Below are 20,406 nucleotides of genomic sequence, written 5' to 3' on the forward strand. Positions count from 1 at the left end.
GGGCGAAACTCGCTGACTGGTGGGCACCCCAAAGCTCGGGTCTTCGTAGGCGCATCTGGTTTGTCTCTTCCTGTGGGAAGCGCGCCTTTCTTATGAAGAACGGTGCTTTAAGTCAAGTAAAACAGGCATCTAATGGCTGCCGTTCGCGCCATCTGGTTTCAACACCGCCTGAATGGTTTCCAGCAGTTCATCGATTATGATGGGCTTGCCCACGCAGGCATCCATCCCGGCCTTGAGATAGCTTTCCACGTCCGCCTTCATCGTGTTGGCTGTCAGGGCAACCACCGGTGGCGGCGCTTTCATCTTTTCCTTGATGAGCCTGGTGGCCGTTGGCCCGTCCATGACCGGCATGCGTACATCCATCAGCACCAGATCAAAAACACCCCCTGTCTCTGTCGCTGCAGCCACCGCATCTTCGCCATTTTCCACCACCGTTATGTCCCAGCCACGCTGCTCCAGAAGTTTGCAGACCAGAAGCTGGTTGATCAGATTGTCCTCTGCCACCAAAACCTTCAGCGGCCCCAACGCGGCCAGACCATCGCCGGCAGACTGGACAGAGGCTTCCCGCAGCACCTTCTTCGCCCGTGGTAGGGTTACGGTCACACGGAACTCAGACCCCGCACCAAGCTCGCTTTTCACGTCGATATCGCCATCCATCAGCTCGATCAGCTCCTTGATGATGGCAAGCCCCAGCCCGGTTCCCGTCTGGCGGCGGGTATTGTCGTCCCCCAGTTGTTCAAAACGTTCAAACAGATTTGAAATGCGTTCCTTGGGAATGCCCGACCCGGTATCGCACACACGCCAGGTCAGGCGCGCGGCTTCGGCTTCCTGCTTGATCTCGAGATAAATATCGGCGCCACCCTTGTCGGTAAATTTGATGGCATTCCCCAGCAAATTGAACAGAACCTGGCCAAGCCGCACGCTGTCGGCTTCCACCCACAGCTCCTTCTGCTCGGGCACATGCACCGTAACCGATATGCCTTTTGCCTCGGCCTGCCCGCGCAGCATTCCCGCAATATCGCGGGTCATGGCGACGGCATCCATCGGGCCGACAACAAGTTCGAACTTGCCGGATTCAAGCTTTGAGTAATCAAGAATATCGCTAATGATGGCCAGCAGATATCCGGCGCTTGTTTTCGCCGTTTTCAATAGCTGCTTCTGCTCTTTCGTCAGCCTTGTGTCGCGCAACAGGTCCATCATGCCCAGCACGCCAGTCAGGGGCGTTCTAAGCTCATGGGTCATATTGGCCAGAAAGCGGTCCTTCGCCTTGATTGCATCTTCAAGTGACTGGGCCTTGTCTTCCAGTTGGAGCTGCAGCTCCACCCTATGCCGGATGGCCGGCGCCCGGGAAAGAAAGGCGCCAACCGATATTATGGTACAGGCACCCAGAACGGCAAAGGCATCCACGCCCACATCTGGCAGATAAAACAGAGAAATAACAAAGCAGGTAACACAAACGCCTACGAGCACAATCCAAACACGCAACTGAGCGGTGATCAGACCGAATACAATGATTGCCAGCCCAGCGCTGAGAAGTTGGTTCTTGTTTCCGGTAAAATACATATTGAAAAATATGTTGAACACCAACAGGAGACCGACCGAGATTGTCATCGACTCCACATACAGGGGCTTTAAATGCTCTCGACGGCACAACAGGAAGAAAACAGTGCAGACAGCCACAGCGCCCAGTGCGCCCGAGACAAGATAAGGAGCTGTTTCCGGCGGGAGCTTTACCAAGTAAGCCACACTGCGCAGCAGGTAATAAAGCGCAACGCCAATGGAGGCCACTTTCAGATAATTCTGGGCAACACCATTCATCTCCGCCTGAACACGTTCAGCCGTATAGCGTTGGTCCACCCCAATACCACCTGGCGGAATATTGTTGCTCACGGAAACCCAACCCCAATGTTGCGATGCAAGCATTTACCCACAGTCAGAGCAAATAGGCAAGCCGGGTCAGGCACTTTCTCCGCTTGCCTTTTTGTCGCGTGTCGTCAACACTCTAGCGATGGCACTTGTTAGGTCAGCCATATTGATCGGCTTGCCCACGTGGGCGTCCATTCCGGCTTCCAGATACCGCTCGACATCCTCTTTCATGGTGTTTGCCGTCAGAGCAATCACCGGCGGTGGGTTGACCATCTTGTCCTTGATGATACGGGTGGCGCTGAGGCCATCCATCACCGGCATCTGGACATCCATGAGCACCAGATCATAGGGCTGGTCTGTCTTGGTTACCGCTGCAACCGCCGCTTCGCCATTTTCCACGATCTGCACTTGCCACCCCTGTTTGGTCAACAGGCGTTGGATCAGCGTTTGGTTCACCATATTGTCTTCGGCCACAAGGATCCTGAGCGGCAACGACAACACGGCTTCCGGCTCTGACACAGTCGGTGCAGTTGCCAGCTGATCCGCATTCACTCGCTCAAGCGGCACTGTAAAACTGAATTCAGTACCCTTACCCACCTCGCTTGCAACTTCCACAAATCCGCCCATCAGCGCCAGAAGTTCACGAATGATGGCAAGACCAAGCCCCGTACCGTGCTGTTGCTGACGTGTTGCGGAAGCGTCCATCTGCTCGAATCGGTCGAACAGCTTCTCAATCCGGTCCTGCGGGATACCGGCGCCGGTATCAGCAACAATCCATTCAACGGACAGCCCGCTCGCATGATCATGCAGCTTCAAACTTACGGTCACACCGCCCTTTTCGGTAAATTTAATGGCATTGCCCACAAGATTGAAAAGCACTTGCCCGATGCGAAGGCCATCGCCTTTTACGGCGACCGGTTCTTCCTCAGGCAAATCAAGTGTCAGGGAAATATTCTTCACCTGCGCCTGCGCCCTGAGCATCTCAATAACATCACGGGTGAGGGCCACAGCGTCCATCGGGGCAGGCTTCAGCTCAAACTTGCCGGACTCAAGCTTCGAAAAATCCAGGATGTCATTGATGATGGACAAGAGATACCCAGCGCTTGTTTTCGCGGTATCCAGAAGGCGGGTCTGCTCTTTTGTCAGCCTGGTATCCCGCAGCAGGTCCATCATGCCCAATACGCCGGTCATCGGTGTGCGAAGATCGTGCGTCATATTGGCCATGAAGCGGTCCTTGGCCTTGTGCGCGGCTTCAAGCTTCTGGGCTTTGTCGATCAACTCGACCTCCAATTCCATCCGGTCCTGAATGACCGACAGCCGGGCCTTGAACGCCAGCAGGGAAAGCGCTGATCCAGTGAGTAGATAAAAGAAAAAGGGCTTGCCATCAGGCGGCCCAATCGTCGCCAGCACAGCAACGTAGGCCAGAACCACCAAAGTCCCTTGTGCGAGCCAGTTCCATAGCGAGATGGTTCCAAGGCCAACCGCCATCAACACGAACGACATGTTTGGCGTGATTTCACTGTTGAAGCCCTGGATATAGGCCCACCCGGTATTGAAGATCAGAATCAGGCAGATAATGAAGAAGTGTACCTCTACCACCGGTCGCGACAACACCAGCTTCTTGGCCTGCCGGGAAACCACCAAGCCATAGAGTGCTGCAGCAAAGGCGGGAACAGCAAGGGCCACCGGATCCACCTCTTTGGAGGTGACGAGGAAAGCAGCGCCCCTGATGCTATAGAAAACAGCAAGTATCATGGCCATGGCGCTCAGGTAGCGCTGAGAAATCTTGTTCAACTCAACAGCCAATAAGTCAGGCACCGCCGTGCGGCCATCTTCAGGGGGCCCGACATCATGCTTATCTGTGGCCAACTCGGTCACGCGCCCACCTGCTCCCTGTTCTGCCGCTCAGAAAGCACAGCCTGCACAGCCTGCCTGAGTTGATCTATCTGGATCGGTTTCCCAACCACTGCATCCATCCCAGCCTCATGATAGGCCGCAATATCTTCTGCCATCGTGTTGGCTGTTAGCGCAATGATCGGCACCTGAGAGCGCTGCCCGCCTGATTTCCGGATGGCCTTCGTTGCCTCGACCCCGTCCATGCCCGGCATGCGGACATCCATCAGGATCAGATCGAAATCACTCCCAAGCGCCGCTTCCAGCGCCTGGTTGCCGTCCTCCGCAAACGACAAATTCCAGTTCAATCGTCCCAGGAGTTTCTCAATCAACATCCGGTTGATGTTGTTGTCTTCCGCCACCAGCACAGACAGCCCTTCCGGTACTACATTAACCGCCAAGTCTGCGCCAGCATCAAAGGCATCTTGCCCTGCGCCCTCGAACGCCAGCGGCATCTGCACCTCAAAGACAAAGCGCGCACCTTTTCCTTCCGCCGCTTCGGCATACAGACGCCCGCCCATCAGAGCGGCGAGCTCGCGGCAAATAGCCAGTCCAAGCCCCGCACCGCCCTGCTTCTTTATCGCCGACCCATCGGCTTGCTCAAACCGCGAGAAAAGCCTCTCCAGTTCCTCATTCGAAAATCCGATGCCGGTGTCCTGCACCTCAAATATCATATGTCGCCGCCCAGCCCCCTCTGGGCCCAGACGCACACTGACATCCACCTTACCCTTGTCTGTAAACTTGATGGCATTACCAACCAGGTTGAACAGTATCTGCCCAACACGGACACTGTCCCCCAGCGTTTCCGGGAAAGGCTCAGCGCCTTCATGGAACTTCAGCTCCAGCCCTTTTTCAGTCGCAGTGGGCGTCAGCAGATCAACAATCTGCCGGGCGACCTCATCTGCCCTGAAGGCTTCCCCCATGAGGTCCAGCTTGCCCTCTTCCATGCGGGCCAGGTCCAAAATATCGTTGATCAACGTCAACAGTGTGTTCGCGCTGAATTGCGCAGCCTTAAGGAATTCCTGTTGCTCGTCCGTCAGCCGGGTATCCCCCAGAAGGCGCATCATGCCAAGCACACCCGTCAACGGGGTTCTCAGTTCATGACTGGTATTGGCAAGGAAAACACCCTTTGCTTCATTGGCACGCTGTGCCTCCAGTGCTGCTTTTTCCGCTTCCTTCAAAAGGTCACGTGCCTCGCGTGCCCGGGCGGCCAACGCCTGGGATTTGGACCGGTTGGATATCAACAGTCGCTCAACGTTGCTGAGCGTGCGGTAGCGCTGAAAGAAACACAGCCCACTCAGGACGATACTGGCGACCCCCATGAAGGCAATATGCATCGTCAAAGGCCCACCGATTCCTATGAGGCAACTGACGAACGTGACGGAACATAAAGCGACCAAGCCGATGTAAAGGATCGGCAGAAGGGTGATGAAACCAAATGCGAGCAGGACAAGCATGAAGTTCGTCAACTGCAGCAGATCGCCTGTCATCTCCACATGCACGAAGACCAGTATAATGACCGAAAAGGCAGACGGCAGGAAGGCAACATGACTGAGGCGCGCCGGTATCTTCTTAAGCTTCAGCAGCCACCATGTGGCCATACCAATGGCCGACGCCGAAAATGAAAGAAGTGCAAGCACATAGCGGATTTCGGCAGGCAGAACGATAAGATGGGAAATGCCGGTAAAAACATAATAGCAGGACATCACCAGCAGGATGGTAGGCAGTTGGCCCAGATAAAGACCGTCCAGCGCCTGGCGCACTTTAAGTGCACGGCTGGATTTTCGGCTGATATTTTCGCTCACCAATGATGCCACCTGCGGCGCATCCTCTTCCCTTCAGCAGAACCTGTCTCTCCCAAAACAGGCCATCCCCCAGATCGCGACTGAAGCCTGCACTATATCTCCGAAAAAATAAAGGGCAGGTAAACCTGCCCTTTAAAATCTGCTTTTGTTGCCGAAGCCTTAGGAATTGGCTTCGATAAAGGCGTCCACCTGTTCTTCCAGGATCGTCAGCGGCACAGCCCCGCCCTTCAGCACCAGATCATGGAATGCCTTGATGTCAAACTTGTCGCCAAGGGCGTCACGCGCCTTGTCGCGAAGCCGCAGCATGGTCAACTGGCCAATCTTGTAGCCCGTCGCCTGACCTGGCCATACAATGTAGCGCTCAATCTCGGTGACCACATCGCTCATGGCCATGCCGGTATTGGAGGCCATATAATCAATCGCCTGCTCGCGGGTCCATTTCTTGGCATGAATGCCGGTGTCAACCACCAAACGCACAGCCCGGAACAGTTCAGACTGAAGCGCGCCGATCTTGTCGTCGTTGGTTTTCATGAAGCCAAGCTCCCAGCCCACACGCTCTGCATAAAGCGCCCAGCCTTCCACATAGGCACCATAGTGACTGAACTGACGGAACATCGGCAGGTCTTCCTGCTCCATCTGCAGGGCGATCTGATAATGGTGGCCCGGCACAGCTTCATGGTAGGTCAGCGCGCGCATGCCATACTTCGGCGTGCCTTTAATGTCATAAAGATTGGCATAGAACTGGCCAGGACGGCTGCCGTCCATGGCAGGCTGGTTATAGTAACCACCGGGTGCGCCCTGCTCCATGAATTCAGGCACCCGCACAACCTCAACAGGCGCCTTTGGCTTCATGTTGAACTGGTCCGCGATACCTGCGTCAATTTCCTCGATCATGGCTGTATAGTCCGCCAGAATTTGTTCGCGTCCCTCAGCTGTGTCAGGATAATAGTGACGTGGTTCGTCTGCGTAGGCTTCAATCAGCTCAGCGAATGGGATCGATGTGTCATAGCCCATCTCAGCAAATATCCCGAGCATCTGGCCCTGCAGGCGCGCCACTTCGCTGAGGCCAAGCTGGTGAATTTCTTCGGCCGTCATATCCGTAGTGGTGAAATGCTCAAGACGCGTTTTGTAGAAACGCTCGCCGTCCGGGAATTTCCAGGCACCGGCATCGTTGTTTGACTTGGCTTTCAGCGTCGCCACATACTGCTGCAACTCACCCCAGATCGGGTTGATGACATCAGTAATCGCCGCTTCGATCTCACCCAGAATGCGGGCTTTATCAGCGTCGGATGCGTCTTCAAGGCCTTCGATCTTGTCTTTCACGCCCGCATAGAAGGCGTTTTCTTTCGGATCGTCTTTGACGAACGGTTTCAGCTGCGCTTCGACTTTTTCAAGAATGAAGGTTGGCGGAATAATGCCGATTTCCTCGCGCTTCTTCAGTTGCTCCATAAACTGGTCGAACTGGGTGCGGGCAGCATGCAGGCGCGCCACATAATATTCAGCCTCATCCAGATCCTGAATCGAGTGCGTCCCGGTCATGAAAGCGGGGAAATTATTGTGCCAGCCATAGAGCTGGGTCAGCGGATAATTGTAATAATCATATTCCGGATGCTCGAGGTCTTCCTTCAGGCTATAGGCCATCAGCTTCTTGTTGAAGCGTTGCTCGGCGTCCAGGCCCTCGTCCTCATAAGACATCAGGATTTCATAGTTTTCCTGGGTCCGAGCGCGCTGCACTTCATCGTGCGCCAGCGACAGATCATCCAGTTCGGCATTGTGGCCGGTGATGCCCCATGGCTCCAGCATACGAAGCGAGCTCATGGTCTGAGGGCTGTCGAGCCCTTCCTTGACAATCACGCGGGTCTGGAAATCGTCGAAACTGAACGGTTTGAACCAGACAAGTTTGGAGACGTAAACACTCCCGGCAAGCACGGCAACTACGGCTATGCCGCCTAATAGTTTTTTGACAGACATCCTATCCTCCCTGTTGTTTTGTGTCGGCAGAATAGCCCAATCCTGAAAAGTCTCAAGCCGGTTCTTTCTCTGCCCGCCAGCATTGAAAAGACATTAAGGCCTTCACAGCAATCGCGGTTGCCGATATGGAGATAGGCAAGGGACAAGGGAGGAAACGGCATGGCCAACCAGCAGGGCGAGATTCACACCAACACAGAGACAAGGGCGACCTATCAGACCATCGGTCTGTTCCTTGGGCCGTTGCTGTTCTTTGCGGTGCTCTTCAGCGCCCCCCCTTCGGCCCTTTCGCAGGATGCCTGGTCTGTCGTTGCGCTTGCCATGCTGATGGCCACATGGTGGGCCACCGAAGCCATTCCGGTGCCAGCCACCAGCCTGTTACCACTTGTCATGCTGCCGCTACTGGGCGCCGCAAGCTCCAGCGAAGCGTCGCTGCCATACGCCAGGCCTGTTATTTTCCTGCTTCTGGGTGGCTTCCTGGCCGCCATGGGCATGCAGAAATGGGACCTGCACAGGCGTATCGCGCTGAATATCCTCGCCCGCGTGGGTGACCATCCGGCGGCCCTGATTGCGGGCTTCATGGCGGCTTCGGCGCTCCTCTCCATGTGGATATCCAACACAGCCACCACGCTGATGATCGTGCCCATCGCGCTGACGGTGGCGCAAACCATCCTGAAGGAAAAAGCCACCGGTCACCGCTTCACCATCGCGCTTCTTATCGGCTGCGCCTGGTCGGCTTCCATCGGCGGGCTTGGCACCTATATCGGCACGCCGCCAAACCTGTTTGTGAAAGACTTCATCCAGCTCACCACCGGCCGCGAAATCCTGTTCATTGAATGGATGATGTTCGCCGTACCGGTGGTGCTTGTGATGGTGCCCCTGGCGTGGCTGGTGCTGACCAAAATCTGCTTTCCGTTCGAAGCCCATCTGGCGCGTGGCGGCAGCGAAGTGGTGCAAAGCGAACTTGAAGCTATGGGCAAAATCACCACGCCTGAAAAGCGCGTGGCTGTTGTAATGACCTGCATGGCGCTGCTGTGGAGCTTCCGCCAGGTCCTGGTGGACCTGGAATGGCTGACGAGCCTTCTGCCATTCGTCGCCCGCCTCTCAGACATGCATATCGCCGTGGCGGCAGGCCTTGCCATGTTCGTGATCCCCGCAGGCGGCGGCGCGGTCAACAAACACAAGGCGCTCCTCAGCTGGGAAAGCGCTGTTGAACTTCCGTGGGGCGTGATCCTGCTGTTCGGCGGCGGCCTTAGCCTCGCTGCTGCCATTCAGGCTACCGGTCTTGCCGTGTGGCTTGGCAACCATATGGCTGGCCTGTCGGGCGCCCATCTGTTTGTCATCATGCTGGTGATTGTAGGTATGGTGATTTTCCTGACGGAACTGACCAGCAACACAGCCACCACGGCGGCGCTTGTGCCGGTTCTTGGCGCCCTCGCGACCAGCGCGGATATCGACCCCATCATGCTTGCCGCCCCAACAGCCATGGCCGCCAGCTGCGCTTTCATGCTGCCGGTTGCCACCGGCCCGAATGCGGTTGTCTTTTCAACCGGGCAATTGCATGTGCCGGACATGATGCGCGCCGGACTTTGGCTGAATGTGATCGGAACTTTTGTTGTGGCGGCGCTGTGCTACAGCCTGCTGCCCATGATCTTTGGCTAGTGGTTCCAAACGTCTGCTGGCGCGTCCACCATCGGGTGTGCCAGAAAGGCGGTGTTATCCGCGGCATGCTGCGCCAGGAAAGCCGCGCGCTCTTCATCCGTGAAGCCTACCTGCTTTTGTGGGCCCAGCATCTCCAGCAGTTCCGTCTCTGACCGGCGGCGGTTACCGCTCAGCCTGACCTCTTCGCCTATTGCCACATCACCCAGCCCCAGGAAGTCCATGGCCCACCGGCCGCGCGCCGCTGCAGGCGCGCTTTCAAGCACCCCAAAACGGCAGCAGCCTTGCAGGCCAGCTTCTTCCACCTGCTGCAAAAGCCCCAGCCACGAAACATTTTCAAGCCCGATAGAGGCGACATAGTCTGGAAAGGATGCGCGCAAGCCGCGCGGCACGCGAAAGGCATAGGCGGATTCAAGGAAGCGGTCCTGCCGCCGGGCGATGAACCTGAGCTCAACATCAAAGGATTTGGCGAGCGCTTTCACGGCCGTCAGGAAATTGCCAAAGTGGGGGTAAAAGCCGGCGTCACGCACGCCGGGCATCAGGCCCAGCAACAGCTCTTCGCTGATCACCACCCGGTCGGCTGGGATGCGCGCCAGCATGCGCACAGCTAACTTCAACCGAAATGCGGACACCAGCGACCCGCGCTCGTACCGGTACAGAAGTCTGAGCTGGCGGCCCGAAAGCCAGCCTTCCAGGTCTTCGCGCAGCAACACAGTGGTTCCCAAAGCCTCTATGGGCGCCCGGTAATCCCGCAACATGTCCTGCACGGCGGTCGACGCACAGCGGTGAAACCCCGCATGGATGATGATTTTCTTGTGTCCTGGCACGAAAGCAGCCCCAAGCCCCCAGATTCTATGTGTAGCGCGCAGAAATCCATAGACTCTGCGCCCCCAGACCCCATATAAGCTGCCTCATGGAAAAAGGCCAGCATATGCGCCCGTTCCTGAAGATGCATGGACTGGGCAATGATTTCATCATTTTCGACGCCCGCGAAGACGACTTCGCGCTGGCGGACGATGAGGTGCGCGCGCTTTCCAACCGCAGGCGCGGCATCGGTTGTGACCAGCTGATCATCCTGCGCACATCAGGCAAAGCAGACATCTTCATGGAAATCCGGAATGCCGATGGCGGCCGCGTGGGCGCCTGTGGCAACGCGACCCGCTGCGTGGGCCAACTGGTGCTGGACGAGACCGGCAAAGATAAAATCTCGATTGAGACCGATGCCGGGCTTTTGTCGGCCGAGCGCGCAGACGCTGGCATCAGCGTCAACATGGGCCCAGCCCGCCTTCTTTGGAACGAAATTCCCCTCGCCCGCGAAACCGATACCATGAAGGTGGATTTCGCCATGGGCCCGCTTTTTTCGCCCACCTGTGTGAATATGGGCAACCCGCATGCTGTCTTCTTTGTGGAAGACGCTGATGCAGTTGATCTGGCCTATTGGGGCCCGCAGGTGGAAAAGAACGCCCTGTTCCCGGAACGTGTGAATGCCTCCGTTGGCACGGTAAAAGGCGACACCATCCGCCTGCGCGTGTGGGAACGCGGCGCGGGCATCACTGACGCCTGCGGCACTGCTGCCTGTGCATCCCTGGTGGCCGCCAGCCGCCTTGGCCTTGTGGACCGCAAGGCCACTGTGATGCTGGACGGTGGCCCGCTTGAAATTGAATGGCTTCAGGATGGCACAGTGCAGATGACTGGTGCGGCGACGCTTGCCTTCAAAGGTGAGGTCGCGCTGTGAGCAGTGACGTGAAAAAAGAGCCGGAAATCGTTACCTTCGGCTGCCGCCTCAATGCCTATGAGAGCGAAGTGATGCGCCGCCACGCGGAAGACGCGGGCCTTGAGGATGTGATCATCGTCAACACCTGCGCTGTGACCGCCGAGGCCACGCGCCAGGCACGCCAATCCATTCGCCGCATGAAGCGCGAGCGCCCTGATACGCCAATCATTGTCACCGGCTGCGCGGCCCAGATCGACCCGACACAATTTTCCAAAATGGATGAGGTCGCCACCGTTCTTGGCAACCAGGAAAAGCTGGAGGCCAAAAGCTTCGTCGGGCTTGGCCGTGCGGGACTGGACCTGTCGAACGCGCCGCGCGTGCAGGTGAATGATATCTTTTCCGTCAAGGAAACCGCGGGCCACCTGATCGACGGTTTCGGCGAACGCGCCCGCGCGTTTGTTCAAATCCAGAACGGCTGCAACCACCGCTGCACTTTCTGCATCATCCCATACGGCCGCGGCAACAGCCGATCAACCGGTGTGGGCGAGGTGGTGGACCAGATCAAGCGCCTGGTGGACAGCGGCTTCAAGGAAGTGGTACTGACCGGCGTGGATATCACCAGCTTTGGTGAAGACCTGCCGGGCGCGCCGACGCTTGGCACGCTGGTGCAAAAGATCATCAAGCTGGTGCCGGACCTGCCGCGCCTTCGGATTTCATCCATCGACAGTATCGAGGTGGACGAACCGCTTTATGACGCCATCATCCATGAGCCGCGCGTGATGCCGCACCTGCACCTGAGCTTGCAGGCAGGCGACGACATGATTTTGAAGCGCATGAAGCGCCGCCACCTGCGCGGCGACGCCATTGAGTTCACAAACCGCGTACGGGCCGAGCGCCCAGACATGGTCTTCGGCGCTGACATCATCGCCGGTTTCCCGACGGAGTCTGAGGAGATGTTCCAGAACAGCCTCAAACTCGTCGAGGAATGTGACCTGACGTGGCTGCATGTGTTCCCATACTCAGAACGCGAAGGCACACCCGCCGCAAAAATTCCGAACCGCGTGCCGAAGCAGGTGCGCAAGGAACGCGCCGCCCGCCTGCGCGCCGCTGGGGATGCGCGGGTCGCAGACCTGTTCAAGCGCGCTGAGGGCACAGCCGCCAATGTGCTGGTGGAACGCATCGACCCGGACGGAAACGCCATCGGCCACAGCGAACAATTCATCCCGGTGATCGTTGAGGGCGCCGCGGAACCCGGCGATATTGTACCTGTACGCTTGACGGCGAGCTCCGAGCACGCCATGTCTGGCATCAAGATATAGCCAACGAACAAATAGCAGCCTTGAGTGCGCTTCATGTGAGAATGGGCGAAGCCCATCGGAGCGGAAGCAAGATAAAAAAAGGAGCCCCTGGGCGTGAGCGAGAAAAGAAGCTGGTTCCAGCGCCTGACTGGTAAGAAATCCGAAACGGAAGCGCAGCCGGAAGCCAAGCCGGAAGCCAAGGTTGAAGAGCAGGTCGCAGAAGCCGCAGAAGTGGTGCCCACGCCAGTTGTTGCTGAGCCTTTAGCAGAACTTGAGTCTACGCCTGAGCCCGCGCCGGAACCTGAGCCCGAGCCTGTCGCTGAACCGGTCGCTGAAGAAAAACCCGCTGAAAAGAAAAGCTGGTTCCAGCGCCTGAAAGACGGCCTCAGGAAATCCACCAGCGCCATCTCTGGCGGCATTGCGGATATCTTCACCAAGGGCAAGCTGGATGATGACACATTAGAGGAACTTGAAGACCTTCTGATCACGTCCGACCTTGGTGTCTCTGTTGCATCCAAGCTCACCGGCACGCTGGCGAAAGACCGGTTCGACAAGGAAATCACCGGCGACGAGGTGAAGGACGTTCTGGCCGCAGAGGTTGAGAAAATCCTCACCCCCGTCGCCAAGCCGCTTGATGTGAACAAAGGCCACAAACCGCACATTATCCTGATGGCGGGTGTGAACGGCGCGGGCAAAACCACCACCATCGGCAAGCTCGCGAAGAAATTCCGTGAGGAAGGCAAGAGCGTGATGCTGGCGGCGGGGGATACGTTCCGCGCCGCAGCGGTCGAACAGCTTCAGGTGTGGGGCGACAGGAACGGTGTGCCCGTTGTCACGAAAGAGATTGGCGCGGACGCCGCTGCGCTGGCGTTCGAAGCCGTTGAGCGCGCGCAAAATGAAGGCACTGACGTGCTGCTGATCGACACCGCTGGCCGCCTGCAGAACCGTGAGGAACTGATGGCGGAACTGGCGAAAGTCGTACGCGTGATCGGCAAGAAGGTTGAGGGCGCGCCGCATGACACGGTGATCGTGCTGGATGCCACCACCGGCCAGAACGCGGTTCATCAGGTGGAAGTGTTTCAGAAGCTTGCGAACATCACCGGCATCATCATGACCAAGCTGGACGGGTCCGCCCGCGGCGGGGTGCTGGTGGCCTGCGCCGAAAAGTTCGGCCTGCCCGTGCATGCCATTGGTGTTGGTGAAGCGATCGAGGACCTGCAGCCTTTCGACGCGCGCGAGTTCGCCCGCGCCCTTGTCGGCATTGAAGACTAGGGTACCGCTTTGGGTGAGCTGATCTATTACGTCGCTTTTGGAGCCATAGCCTTTGCGCTTGGCTATCTGGTTTTCTGGCTGTGGGACCGCAAGCAATCTGCGCCGATCATCGCCGCGATCCAGAATGGCCGATGGCTGACCCCGGTTGAGGAAGAAGGCGATGCGCCCGAGCCCCTAAGCCCGCAGGCCAGTTTTGACTATGCCGCCAGCTACGCCTCAGCCCTGAGGGGTGCTTTCGCATCCGCAACGCCCGCAAAGCTTGAGCGCCTGAACGCGCTGCTCGCGTCCCACCACAATCTGGAAAACCAATTGTGGCGCGACATGCCGATGCGGCTTCGGGAAGTCTTCAAAAGCTACGGCAAGGAATATTTCGCGCTTCTTGAAGCAGTGGCCGATCATTCAGCCAACCCGGTGCAACTGTATGCGGCCTTTCGCCTGGCCACCTGCCTGCCGGAAGCCCCGCAACATGTGCGGGAGCTTGGATTTGAAATTGGTAGCAACCCGGCCATCAAAGGGCTGCCCCGAAAGAAGACAGCTGGTTAGTCAGCCGCCGTCTTTTCGCGCCCCATGCGGCTGAACGTGCCGTCCTTCAGAACAAAGGCGTGATAAAGCGCGCCGACAAGATGCAGCCCTGCAAACCCCGCCAGCGCCCACCAGCCATAGATGTGGATTTCCTCGAACAGATGGTGCAGGTCCATATCCCGCTCGAACGGTGTCGGCACCGCGAACAAGCTGAAGAAGGGCACATCCCAGCCAACGGTCATCAGCGTCAGCATGCCAGCGGCGATAACCAGGAACACGCCAAGATACAGCGCCAGGTGCACACTGTGCGCCAGCGCATTCATACGTTTGGCATCCGGTTGAAGCGGCGCCGGGCGCGCACTTCTAAGGCGCACACCCAGCCGAACCACCATGACCGCAAGCAGCAAAAGCCCGAAGGAGGCATGAAGGATGAGAAGCTCTGTTTTCTCATCCCCGCGCGGCATATCCGCGAAGATGAAACCCAAAACCGACAGCCCGACCATCAGCAAAGCCACTAACCAGTGCAGCCCTTTGGCAAGCCAGCCATATCCTTCAGCGCTATTCCACATGTCTCTAGCCCTCATGCCTTAAAATTTTCCGGTCCAGCCAACACGGACCTTCGCATTCCGGCCCGCGTCCACGACACCTGCGAACACGCGCTCGGCTGCTGTATCAAAGAGATTATCAACCCCAAGGTCGATACGCAGGCCGTCAAGGCCACCCTGCGGCTGCCACACCAGGAACACATCCACCGTTTCGTAAGCCGGGCGTTCTTCAGCCACGTCATCCACCTTGTCAAACCGGCCCGCGAGCGTGACCCGCGTGCCCAGCTTGGCGTCAATTTCCGGCAGCTTCAGTTCGGCAGACGTGAACAGGCGGTTTGGCGAAAGGATACCGACATAGTCGCCCGTATCCTTGTCCCGGCCATTTACGCTGGAATAGGACGCCGCCAAGCGCACGCGTGGGCTCGAATAAACCGCTTCAAGCTCAAACCCGTCCATGGTGGCGCGGCCCGTGTTGACATTGCGGCTGGTGCCCGCGTTGCAGGTGCCGGGAAACCCGGGCACGAAGCAGGCCATGGAAAATTCGAAATTCACTTCAAGGTCGATCAGGTCCGTGACATCAGACGTGAAGTAGGACCCCTTCATGGTGAGGCGGTCCCCACCTGTGAAGAGATCAGCGAAGTCCACACCCGCGCCAAACTCCCATGTCTTTGACCGCTCAGGCCTCAGGTCCGTGTTGGGTATGAAGAAGTTGGGTGCCTGAAGCGTGGGGCCAAGCGGGATGGTGAAATGCACATCGTCCGCGAAGATCTCATTGAAGGATGGGGCGCGGAACGCCTCGCCGTAGCTGGCGAACAGCATCAGGTTTTCTATCGGCTCCCACGTGGCGGCAAACTTGGGCGACGTGGCGCTTTCATCTGTCTCCAGCGTCTCACCCAAGGCCTTGTTCTTGAAGCTGTCATAGCGCACGCCGGGCACCACATAGAATGCCCCCACCGGCGTATCGAGCGACAGTTCGACTTGCGAAAACAGGCCGGTGGTGTTGGCCACCGCGTCCGGCACGCCGCCCCGGGTGCCGTCAGCTGTCATGTTGTCGCTGCCCACCTGTTCGTCGCGGTAATATTCCGCGCCGTAGGTGAAGGTGACATTCGCTTTTCGCCCAAGCGCGAAGCGGCTGCGGTTATCAAGGGTAAAACCCTTGGTTTCCACATCACGGCCGATGATGCGGTCCGTATCCAGGTCATCTTCATCCACCCGCGCCTTGTTGATATAGGCCACAGCCTGCAGGTCTATAAGCTGGCTTTCGGGGTTGAAGTGCGTGCCCAGACGGAAAGTGTCGCTGACAACACGCTTGGCCATCAAGTCACCTTCATTATTGCCCTGGCCATTGTTGGGTTCGATGGCGTCATTACGGTATCCCATCCAACTGGCGCTCAGGCGCAAGGCATCCGTTGCCTGGTAGCTGGCTTTCACAAGGCCTGAGCCGATCTCATCGTCGGCAGAGAGCGTGGTGCCGTCGCCAAGCCCAATGTCTCCGGACTGGCGGAAGGTCAGGCTGGCGATCCCGTCAAGGCGGCCATCCGCAGACTGGCCAAATACCGTGGCGCCGGTCATCCACTCATTGCTCGCGACCTGAAAGCCAGCTTTGAGCCGGTAGCCAGCCCGCTCGCCGTCCGAAAGAAGATCGGCAGCATCAAGCGTGCGCATGCTGATCACGCCGCCCACGGCACCGGAGCCATAAAGCGATGACCCACCGCCGCGCACGACCTCCGCCGCTCCCAGAAGGTCGGGTTCGATAAAGAAACGCCCATCGTGGCCAGAGAGGAAGCTTTGTCGCACGCCATCAAACAGCACAACGACACCTTCACCCGCGACGCCGCGGATCGTGGGCGTTTCGCCTGTGCGCCGGGGCCCGCCATCAAAGCTGAGGCCGGGGACGGAAACGAACAGGTCAGACACACTGGCGGCCAGAAGATCATCCATTTCCTCGCGCGTGACCACGCTGACTGACGCAGGCACGCTGAAGGCTTCCACCTCATTCTTGGTGGCACTTACCGAAATTTCGGTAATGTCGGCCACTGTCTCTGCCACTGCAGGCAGCGTGGCGAACATGGAAACGCCGGCGCAAAGCCCGGCCTTCACTTTCACAAACTGGTACATAGTCTTGCTTCCCTTGATCAAATATGCCCGCCAGCGCCGCCGCGACTGCCATCTCACCTGCGAAGCCCCCCTCAATTCGCTTGAACTCTCCTGAGTTCCTGCGAGCTCTTCTGATTGCTCAGAAGAACTCTCTGAAGATTTCTCTCGAGAGCTTTCTGCAGAGTTCTGTGGGGACCCGAGCGGTTTTGCCTGAGGCATGTAAATAGTTATTGCAAATGATTCTTAATTTCATTAATAGCCTCATAGGTGAAGCTTTTTAATAATGCAAGTCAGAATTATTATTATTTTATCAAGCAAGAGGAACAAGAGATGACCAACAAAGCGATCCAGAGCTGGCGGCCGGTCAGGCAAGCCATGCTGGCAGCCGGGCTGATGCTGCTGTCGGCCTGCGCGGCAAACACCCAACCAGCCATTACCGCAAAGGCCCCAGTAAAAACGCCCGCGGCGGTAGAGACTGACTTCAAAGCTGACCGGGCCGCCATTCTTGCGATGGCTGGCGACTATAAGGTGACGTTCGATTTCCAGGAGACTGTGTCCTTCAAGGAGGGTTACACCCCGAAGGAACGCTACAAGACCGGCGGCTATGAAATGGTGCGCGTGATCGAAGACCGTGGCGACTTCATCAGCCTGCAGCATATTCTGGTGGTGGGTGACGGCGAAAAGGTCCCCTTCATGCCCATCAAACACTGGCGCCAGGACTGGCAGTATGAGCCCGCCACCATCATGGCCTTCAAGGGCGCCAACACCTGGCAAAAGCAAGTCCTGACAAAAGCGGAGCGCGCTGGCAAATGGTCGCAAACCGTCTATCAGGTGGATGATGCGCCGCGCTATGCTGCCGTGGCTGCATGGGGCCATTCAGGCGGCACCTCCGCCTGGACATCGCCCCCAAGCTGGCGCCCCCTGCCGCGCCGGGATGCCACCAAGCGCGACGACTATCATGTGATCGAGGCCGTCAACCGCCATGCACTCACGCCGCACGGCTGGGTCCATGAACAGGATAATTCCAAATTGGTGCTCACCGGCGATGCACCGAGGCTACTGGTGCGTGAAATCGGCGTAAACACCTATGATCATTTTGCTGACTTCAAGACGGAAGTGGGGACGGAATACTGGCAGGCCACCCAGGATTTCTGGGCTGAAATCCGCGGCGAATGGGACACGCTTTTCACTGAGAATGATGTGGTGGCTCTGACGCTTCTGGGGGAACCGTCAGAGCTTTATATGCAGATTTTGGGCATCGCGTCTGACGTGGCAGACGGCAAGAGAGGCGCGAAAGATGCGGCAGAGGAAGCGCTGGCGGTCCTGCATGATTATGTCGACACCAACCCCGCAGCACCCCTCACGCGCCTGCGTGCCGAGGCGACGGAGCAATCAGAAGGCGGCTACAGCCGATAAAATCAAAGGGGTAGGCGACCTTGTTGCCTGCCCTTCCTTATGCCTGTTTAGGCAGCAGGGCTGGCGGTTAATGCTGGGGGTGGACCGACAAAAGATCACCGCTGGTCTTCAGGCTTTCGTATGCCTGGCGCACCGCTTCCACCAGCCCGGGCTGAACCTGCTTGCCCGCAGCCAGGTAGAAGCGCTGGGTATCCGGCAGCTGTTCCAGCTTCATGAAATCCGGGTCCATCACCAGCTTGCCGTCCTCCAGATGGTGAAGTTCCTGCGCGATAAAAACGTCCGCACGGCCAGAAGCCACCACCTTCATTTCGCCCCGATGGGAATCGGCGACTTCGAAGATTTTGTCTTTCGGCATGCCAAGGTCCCGCAGGATCAGGCAGGAGGCATCGCCCAGCATGCAGGCTGCCGTATAGCGCCCCTGCTTGAGGGCTTCGATGGTGATCGGACGGTCTTCACCCTGTCGGCCATACAGATAGAGCGGGGTCTCAAAGACAGGAAAAAGCCAGTGGAAATTCGGCTCTCGCTCGGACTGGCGCAAGAGCGCATAGATAAGCGCATTATCCAGCTTGGTCGCGAGTGTATAAGCCCGGTTCCAGGGCACCAGCTTGATGTCATAATCCAGCCCGGTTTCACCCATCACCTGGCGGATCAGGTCTGCCGCAGGGCCGACCACCTGGCCACTATCATCAACTGAATTAAAATCACCGTAATTTTCGGTATAGACTACGACATCCGCAGCCATGACTGGGCGCGCTACCCAAAGCACCCCAAGAACGACCATAGCTGCATAATATTTTATCAAACCATTCTCCATTACCACCTGGGCAGCATAGCAATCTAAATCCTAAGATTAGATTACAGATCTTCCTCCAATTCCGCCACACGGCGCCATGCGGCCATAACGTCATCTTTCGTGGTCTGCACCTGCCCCACCTGGAAACGGATCACTGGTCGACCGTTCACAAGCGTCCGCGTGAGATAGGTAAAGCCGTCATCATTCACCTTCGCCAGCAGCTTTTCTGTCAGGGCGTCCTGTTCTTCCTTGTCCATGCCTTGGCGGAGCACACGAAAGGTCAGCAGCGACAGGTTCGGCCCAGTGACCAGCTCAAACCCATCCGTTTCGCGGATTTTGGCCGCCAGGTCCAGCGTCCAGGCCACATGGTTTCGGAACATGGCGCGAAGGCCTTCAAGCCCGCGCAGGCGAATGACGAACCAAAGCTTCAGCGCCCGCATGCGGCGGCCCAGCTGCACGCCCCAGTCACGGTAATCCTTCACCCGGGTGCCTTCGCGGGTTTCAAGGTAGGCGGGCAGGATGGTAAGCGTGCGCACAAGCGTGTCGCGGTCGCGCACGAAGTGGGCCGTACAGTCGAACTGCACACCCATCCATTTATGCGGGTTGAAGACGAAACTGTCGGCGCTTTCTACACCGTCCAGCAGGTACCGGAATTCCGGGCACATCATGGCGCTGCCGGCCCAGGCGGCATCCACATGGAAATAGGCCTTGTTCGCCCGCGCAATCACACCAATGGCCTTAAGGGGATCAGCCGCCCCCACGCTGGTGGAGCCCACAGTGGCCATCACCATTGCCGGAATGATGCCGGCCTTGCGGTCTTCTTCCATCATGGCTGAAAGCGCCGTCGGCTGGATGGCGTGGTCTTTATCAGTCGGCACAAGGCGGATCGACACGCGGCCAAGCCCTGCCATCTTCACGGCTTTCTCAAGCGAACTGTGTGCTTCGGCAGACGTATAGAAAGCCATCATGGGCGCATGCTGAAGGCCGGTTTCATTCACCTTCCAGCCGGTCGCGCGTTCGCGGGCGGCGAGAACAGCACAGAAGGTGGCAGATGACGCCGTATCCTGGATGACCCCGTCCCAGGCGCGCGGCAGGTCCAGCATATCCTTCAGCCAGTCCATCATGGCTTCTTCAAGCTCCGTCGCCGCGGGACTGGTTTCCCACAGCATGGCGTTGATGCCCATGGCGCTGATCAGCATTTCGGCAAGCTGGCTCTCGGGCGTCACATTGGCAGGGAAATAGGCGAAGAAACGCGGGTGCTGCCAGTGGGTGACGCCGGGCAGGATGGTGTCTTTGAAATCCGCCATCAGCTGGTCAAAGCTTTCTGCCTCCTCGGGCGGGGTATCCGGCAACTTGGCGCGCACCTCGCCCGGCGCCACTTGCGAACGCACGGGATAGTCGCGCACGCCGTCCATATAGTCGGCGATCCAGTCGATAATATCGTGGGCGTTTTTGCGAAACTCTTTACTATCCATCTCGACTATCCATCTTGGGCGGTCTCCTGATCATGATCCCTTATGGGCAGACAGCACTATACATGGGGGAAATTCAAATGAAA

At 57.9% G+C, this 20,406-nt stretch carries 15 protein-coding genes; 6 read left to right on the forward strand and 9 right to left on the reverse strand.

Features of this window, described 5'->3' with window-relative positions; translation table 11 throughout:
- Positions 1-129: 129 nt before the first annotated feature.
- The 4 genes from KORM41_RS06545 to KORM41_RS06560 all read right to left on the reverse strand — a co-directional run bounded on the left by KORM41_RS06545 (position 130) and on the right by KORM41_RS06560 (position 7,535).
- Positions 130-1,890, reverse strand: coding sequence for an ATP-binding protein (locus KORM41_RS06545; protein WP_068146373.1), 1,761 nt, complete (start codon positions 1,888-1,890; stop codon positions 130-132).
- A gap of 66 nt (positions 1,891-1,956) precedes the next feature.
- Complete coding sequence (locus tag KORM41_RS06550; protein ID WP_068146377.1) at positions 1,957-3,744, reverse strand: ATP-binding protein; 1,788 nt, start codon at positions 3,742-3,744, stop codon at positions 1,957-1,959.
- Positions 3,741-5,564, reverse strand: a complete 1,824-nt coding sequence (locus tag KORM41_RS06555; RefSeq protein WP_068146380.1) for an ATP-binding protein — start codon at positions 5,562-5,564, stop codon at positions 3,741-3,743. The genes KORM41_RS06550 and KORM41_RS06555 overlap by 4 nt, the downstream gene beginning before the upstream one ends.
- 159 nt (positions 5,565-5,723) lie before the next feature.
- Positions 5,724-7,535 carry a DUF885 domain-containing protein gene (locus KORM41_RS06560; protein ID WP_068146383.1) on the reverse strand — a complete coding sequence of 604 codons (1,812 nt, stop codon included), beginning with the start codon at positions 7,533-7,535 and terminating at the stop codon, positions 5,724-5,726.
- A 159-nt stretch (positions 7,536-7,694) separates the two neighbouring features.
- On the opposite strand from KORM41_RS06560, the gene KORM41_RS06565 reads away from it, so the two are divergent.
- Positions 7,695-9,194, forward strand: a complete 1,500-nt coding sequence (locus KORM41_RS06565; protein ID WP_068146388.1) for an SLC13 family permease — start codon at positions 7,695-7,697, stop codon at positions 9,192-9,194.
- Here KORM41_RS06565 and KORM41_RS06570 read toward each other — a convergent pair.
- Positions 9,191-10,018 carry a hypothetical protein gene (locus KORM41_RS06570; protein WP_068146392.1) on the reverse strand — a complete coding sequence of 276 codons (828 nt, stop codon included), beginning with the start codon at positions 10,016-10,018 and terminating at the stop codon, positions 9,191-9,193. The two genes, KORM41_RS06565 and KORM41_RS06570, sit on opposite strands and share 4 nt — an antisense overlap.
- A 122-nt stretch (positions 10,019-10,140) precedes the next feature.
- Between KORM41_RS06570 and dapF the strand changes: the two genes are divergently transcribed.
- The 4 genes from dapF to KORM41_RS06590 all read left to right on the forward strand — a co-directional run bounded on the left by dapF (position 10,141) and on the right by KORM41_RS06590 (position 14,018).
- Positions 10,141-10,926 (forward strand): diaminopimelate epimerase, encoded by a 786-nt coding sequence (dapF, locus tag KORM41_RS06575; RefSeq protein ID WP_082719822.1) that lies wholly within the window; start codon positions 10,141-10,143, stop codon positions 10,924-10,926.
- Positions 10,923-12,224 (forward strand): tRNA (N(6)-L-threonylcarbamoyladenosine(37)-C(2))-methylthiotransferase MtaB, encoded by a 1,302-nt coding sequence (gene mtaB, locus KORM41_RS06580; protein WP_082719801.1) that lies wholly within the window; start codon positions 10,923-10,925, stop codon positions 12,222-12,224. Before dapF ends, mtaB begins: the two co-directional genes overlap by 4 nt.
- 93 nt (positions 12,225-12,317) lie before the next feature.
- Positions 12,318-13,475 carry a signal recognition particle-docking protein FtsY gene (gene ftsY, locus KORM41_RS06585; RefSeq protein WP_082719802.1) on the forward strand — a complete coding sequence of 386 codons (1,158 nt, stop codon included), beginning with the start codon at positions 12,318-12,320 and terminating at the stop codon, positions 13,473-13,475.
- Positions 13,476-13,484: 9 nt separating this feature from the next.
- Positions 13,485-14,018, forward strand: a complete 534-nt coding sequence (locus tag KORM41_RS06590; RefSeq protein WP_068146398.1) for a hypothetical protein — start codon at positions 13,485-13,487, stop codon at positions 14,016-14,018.
- On the opposite strand, the gene KORM41_RS06595 is transcribed toward KORM41_RS06590, so the two are convergent.
- A complete protein-coding gene (locus KORM41_RS06595; RefSeq protein WP_068146401.1) occupies positions 14,015-14,566 on the reverse strand; it encodes a cytochrome b in 552 nt (183 codons plus the stop codon). The two genes, KORM41_RS06590 and KORM41_RS06595, sit on opposite strands and share 4 nt — an antisense overlap.
- Before the next feature lie 18 nt (positions 14,567-14,584).
- Entirely contained in the window at positions 14,585-16,660 is a 2,076-nt protein-coding gene (locus KORM41_RS06600; RefSeq protein WP_068146405.1) for a TonB-dependent receptor domain-containing protein, read from the reverse strand.
- A gap of 309 nt (positions 16,661-16,969) precedes the next feature.
- On the opposite strand from KORM41_RS06600, the gene KORM41_RS06605 reads away from it, so the two are divergent.
- A complete protein-coding gene (locus KORM41_RS06605; protein WP_068146704.1) occupies positions 16,970-18,055 on the forward strand; it encodes a DUF6607 family protein in 1,086 nt (361 codons plus the stop codon).
- A gap of 67 nt (positions 18,056-18,122) precedes the next feature.
- Here KORM41_RS06605 and KORM41_RS06610 read toward each other — a convergent pair whose 3' ends face one another.
- Positions 18,123-18,857 (reverse strand): substrate-binding periplasmic protein, encoded by a 735-nt coding sequence (locus tag KORM41_RS06610; protein ID WP_197421001.1) that lies wholly within the window; start codon positions 18,855-18,857, stop codon positions 18,123-18,125.
- 53 nt (positions 18,858-18,910) lie between these two features.
- Complete coding sequence (locus KORM41_RS06615; RefSeq protein ID WP_068146411.1) at positions 18,911-20,323, reverse strand: pyridoxal phosphate-dependent decarboxylase family protein; 1,413 nt, start codon at positions 20,321-20,323, stop codon at positions 18,911-18,913.
- Between the last annotated feature and the right edge of the window lie 83 nt (positions 20,324-20,406).

This window comes from Kordiimonas lipolytica (assembly GCF_001550065.1).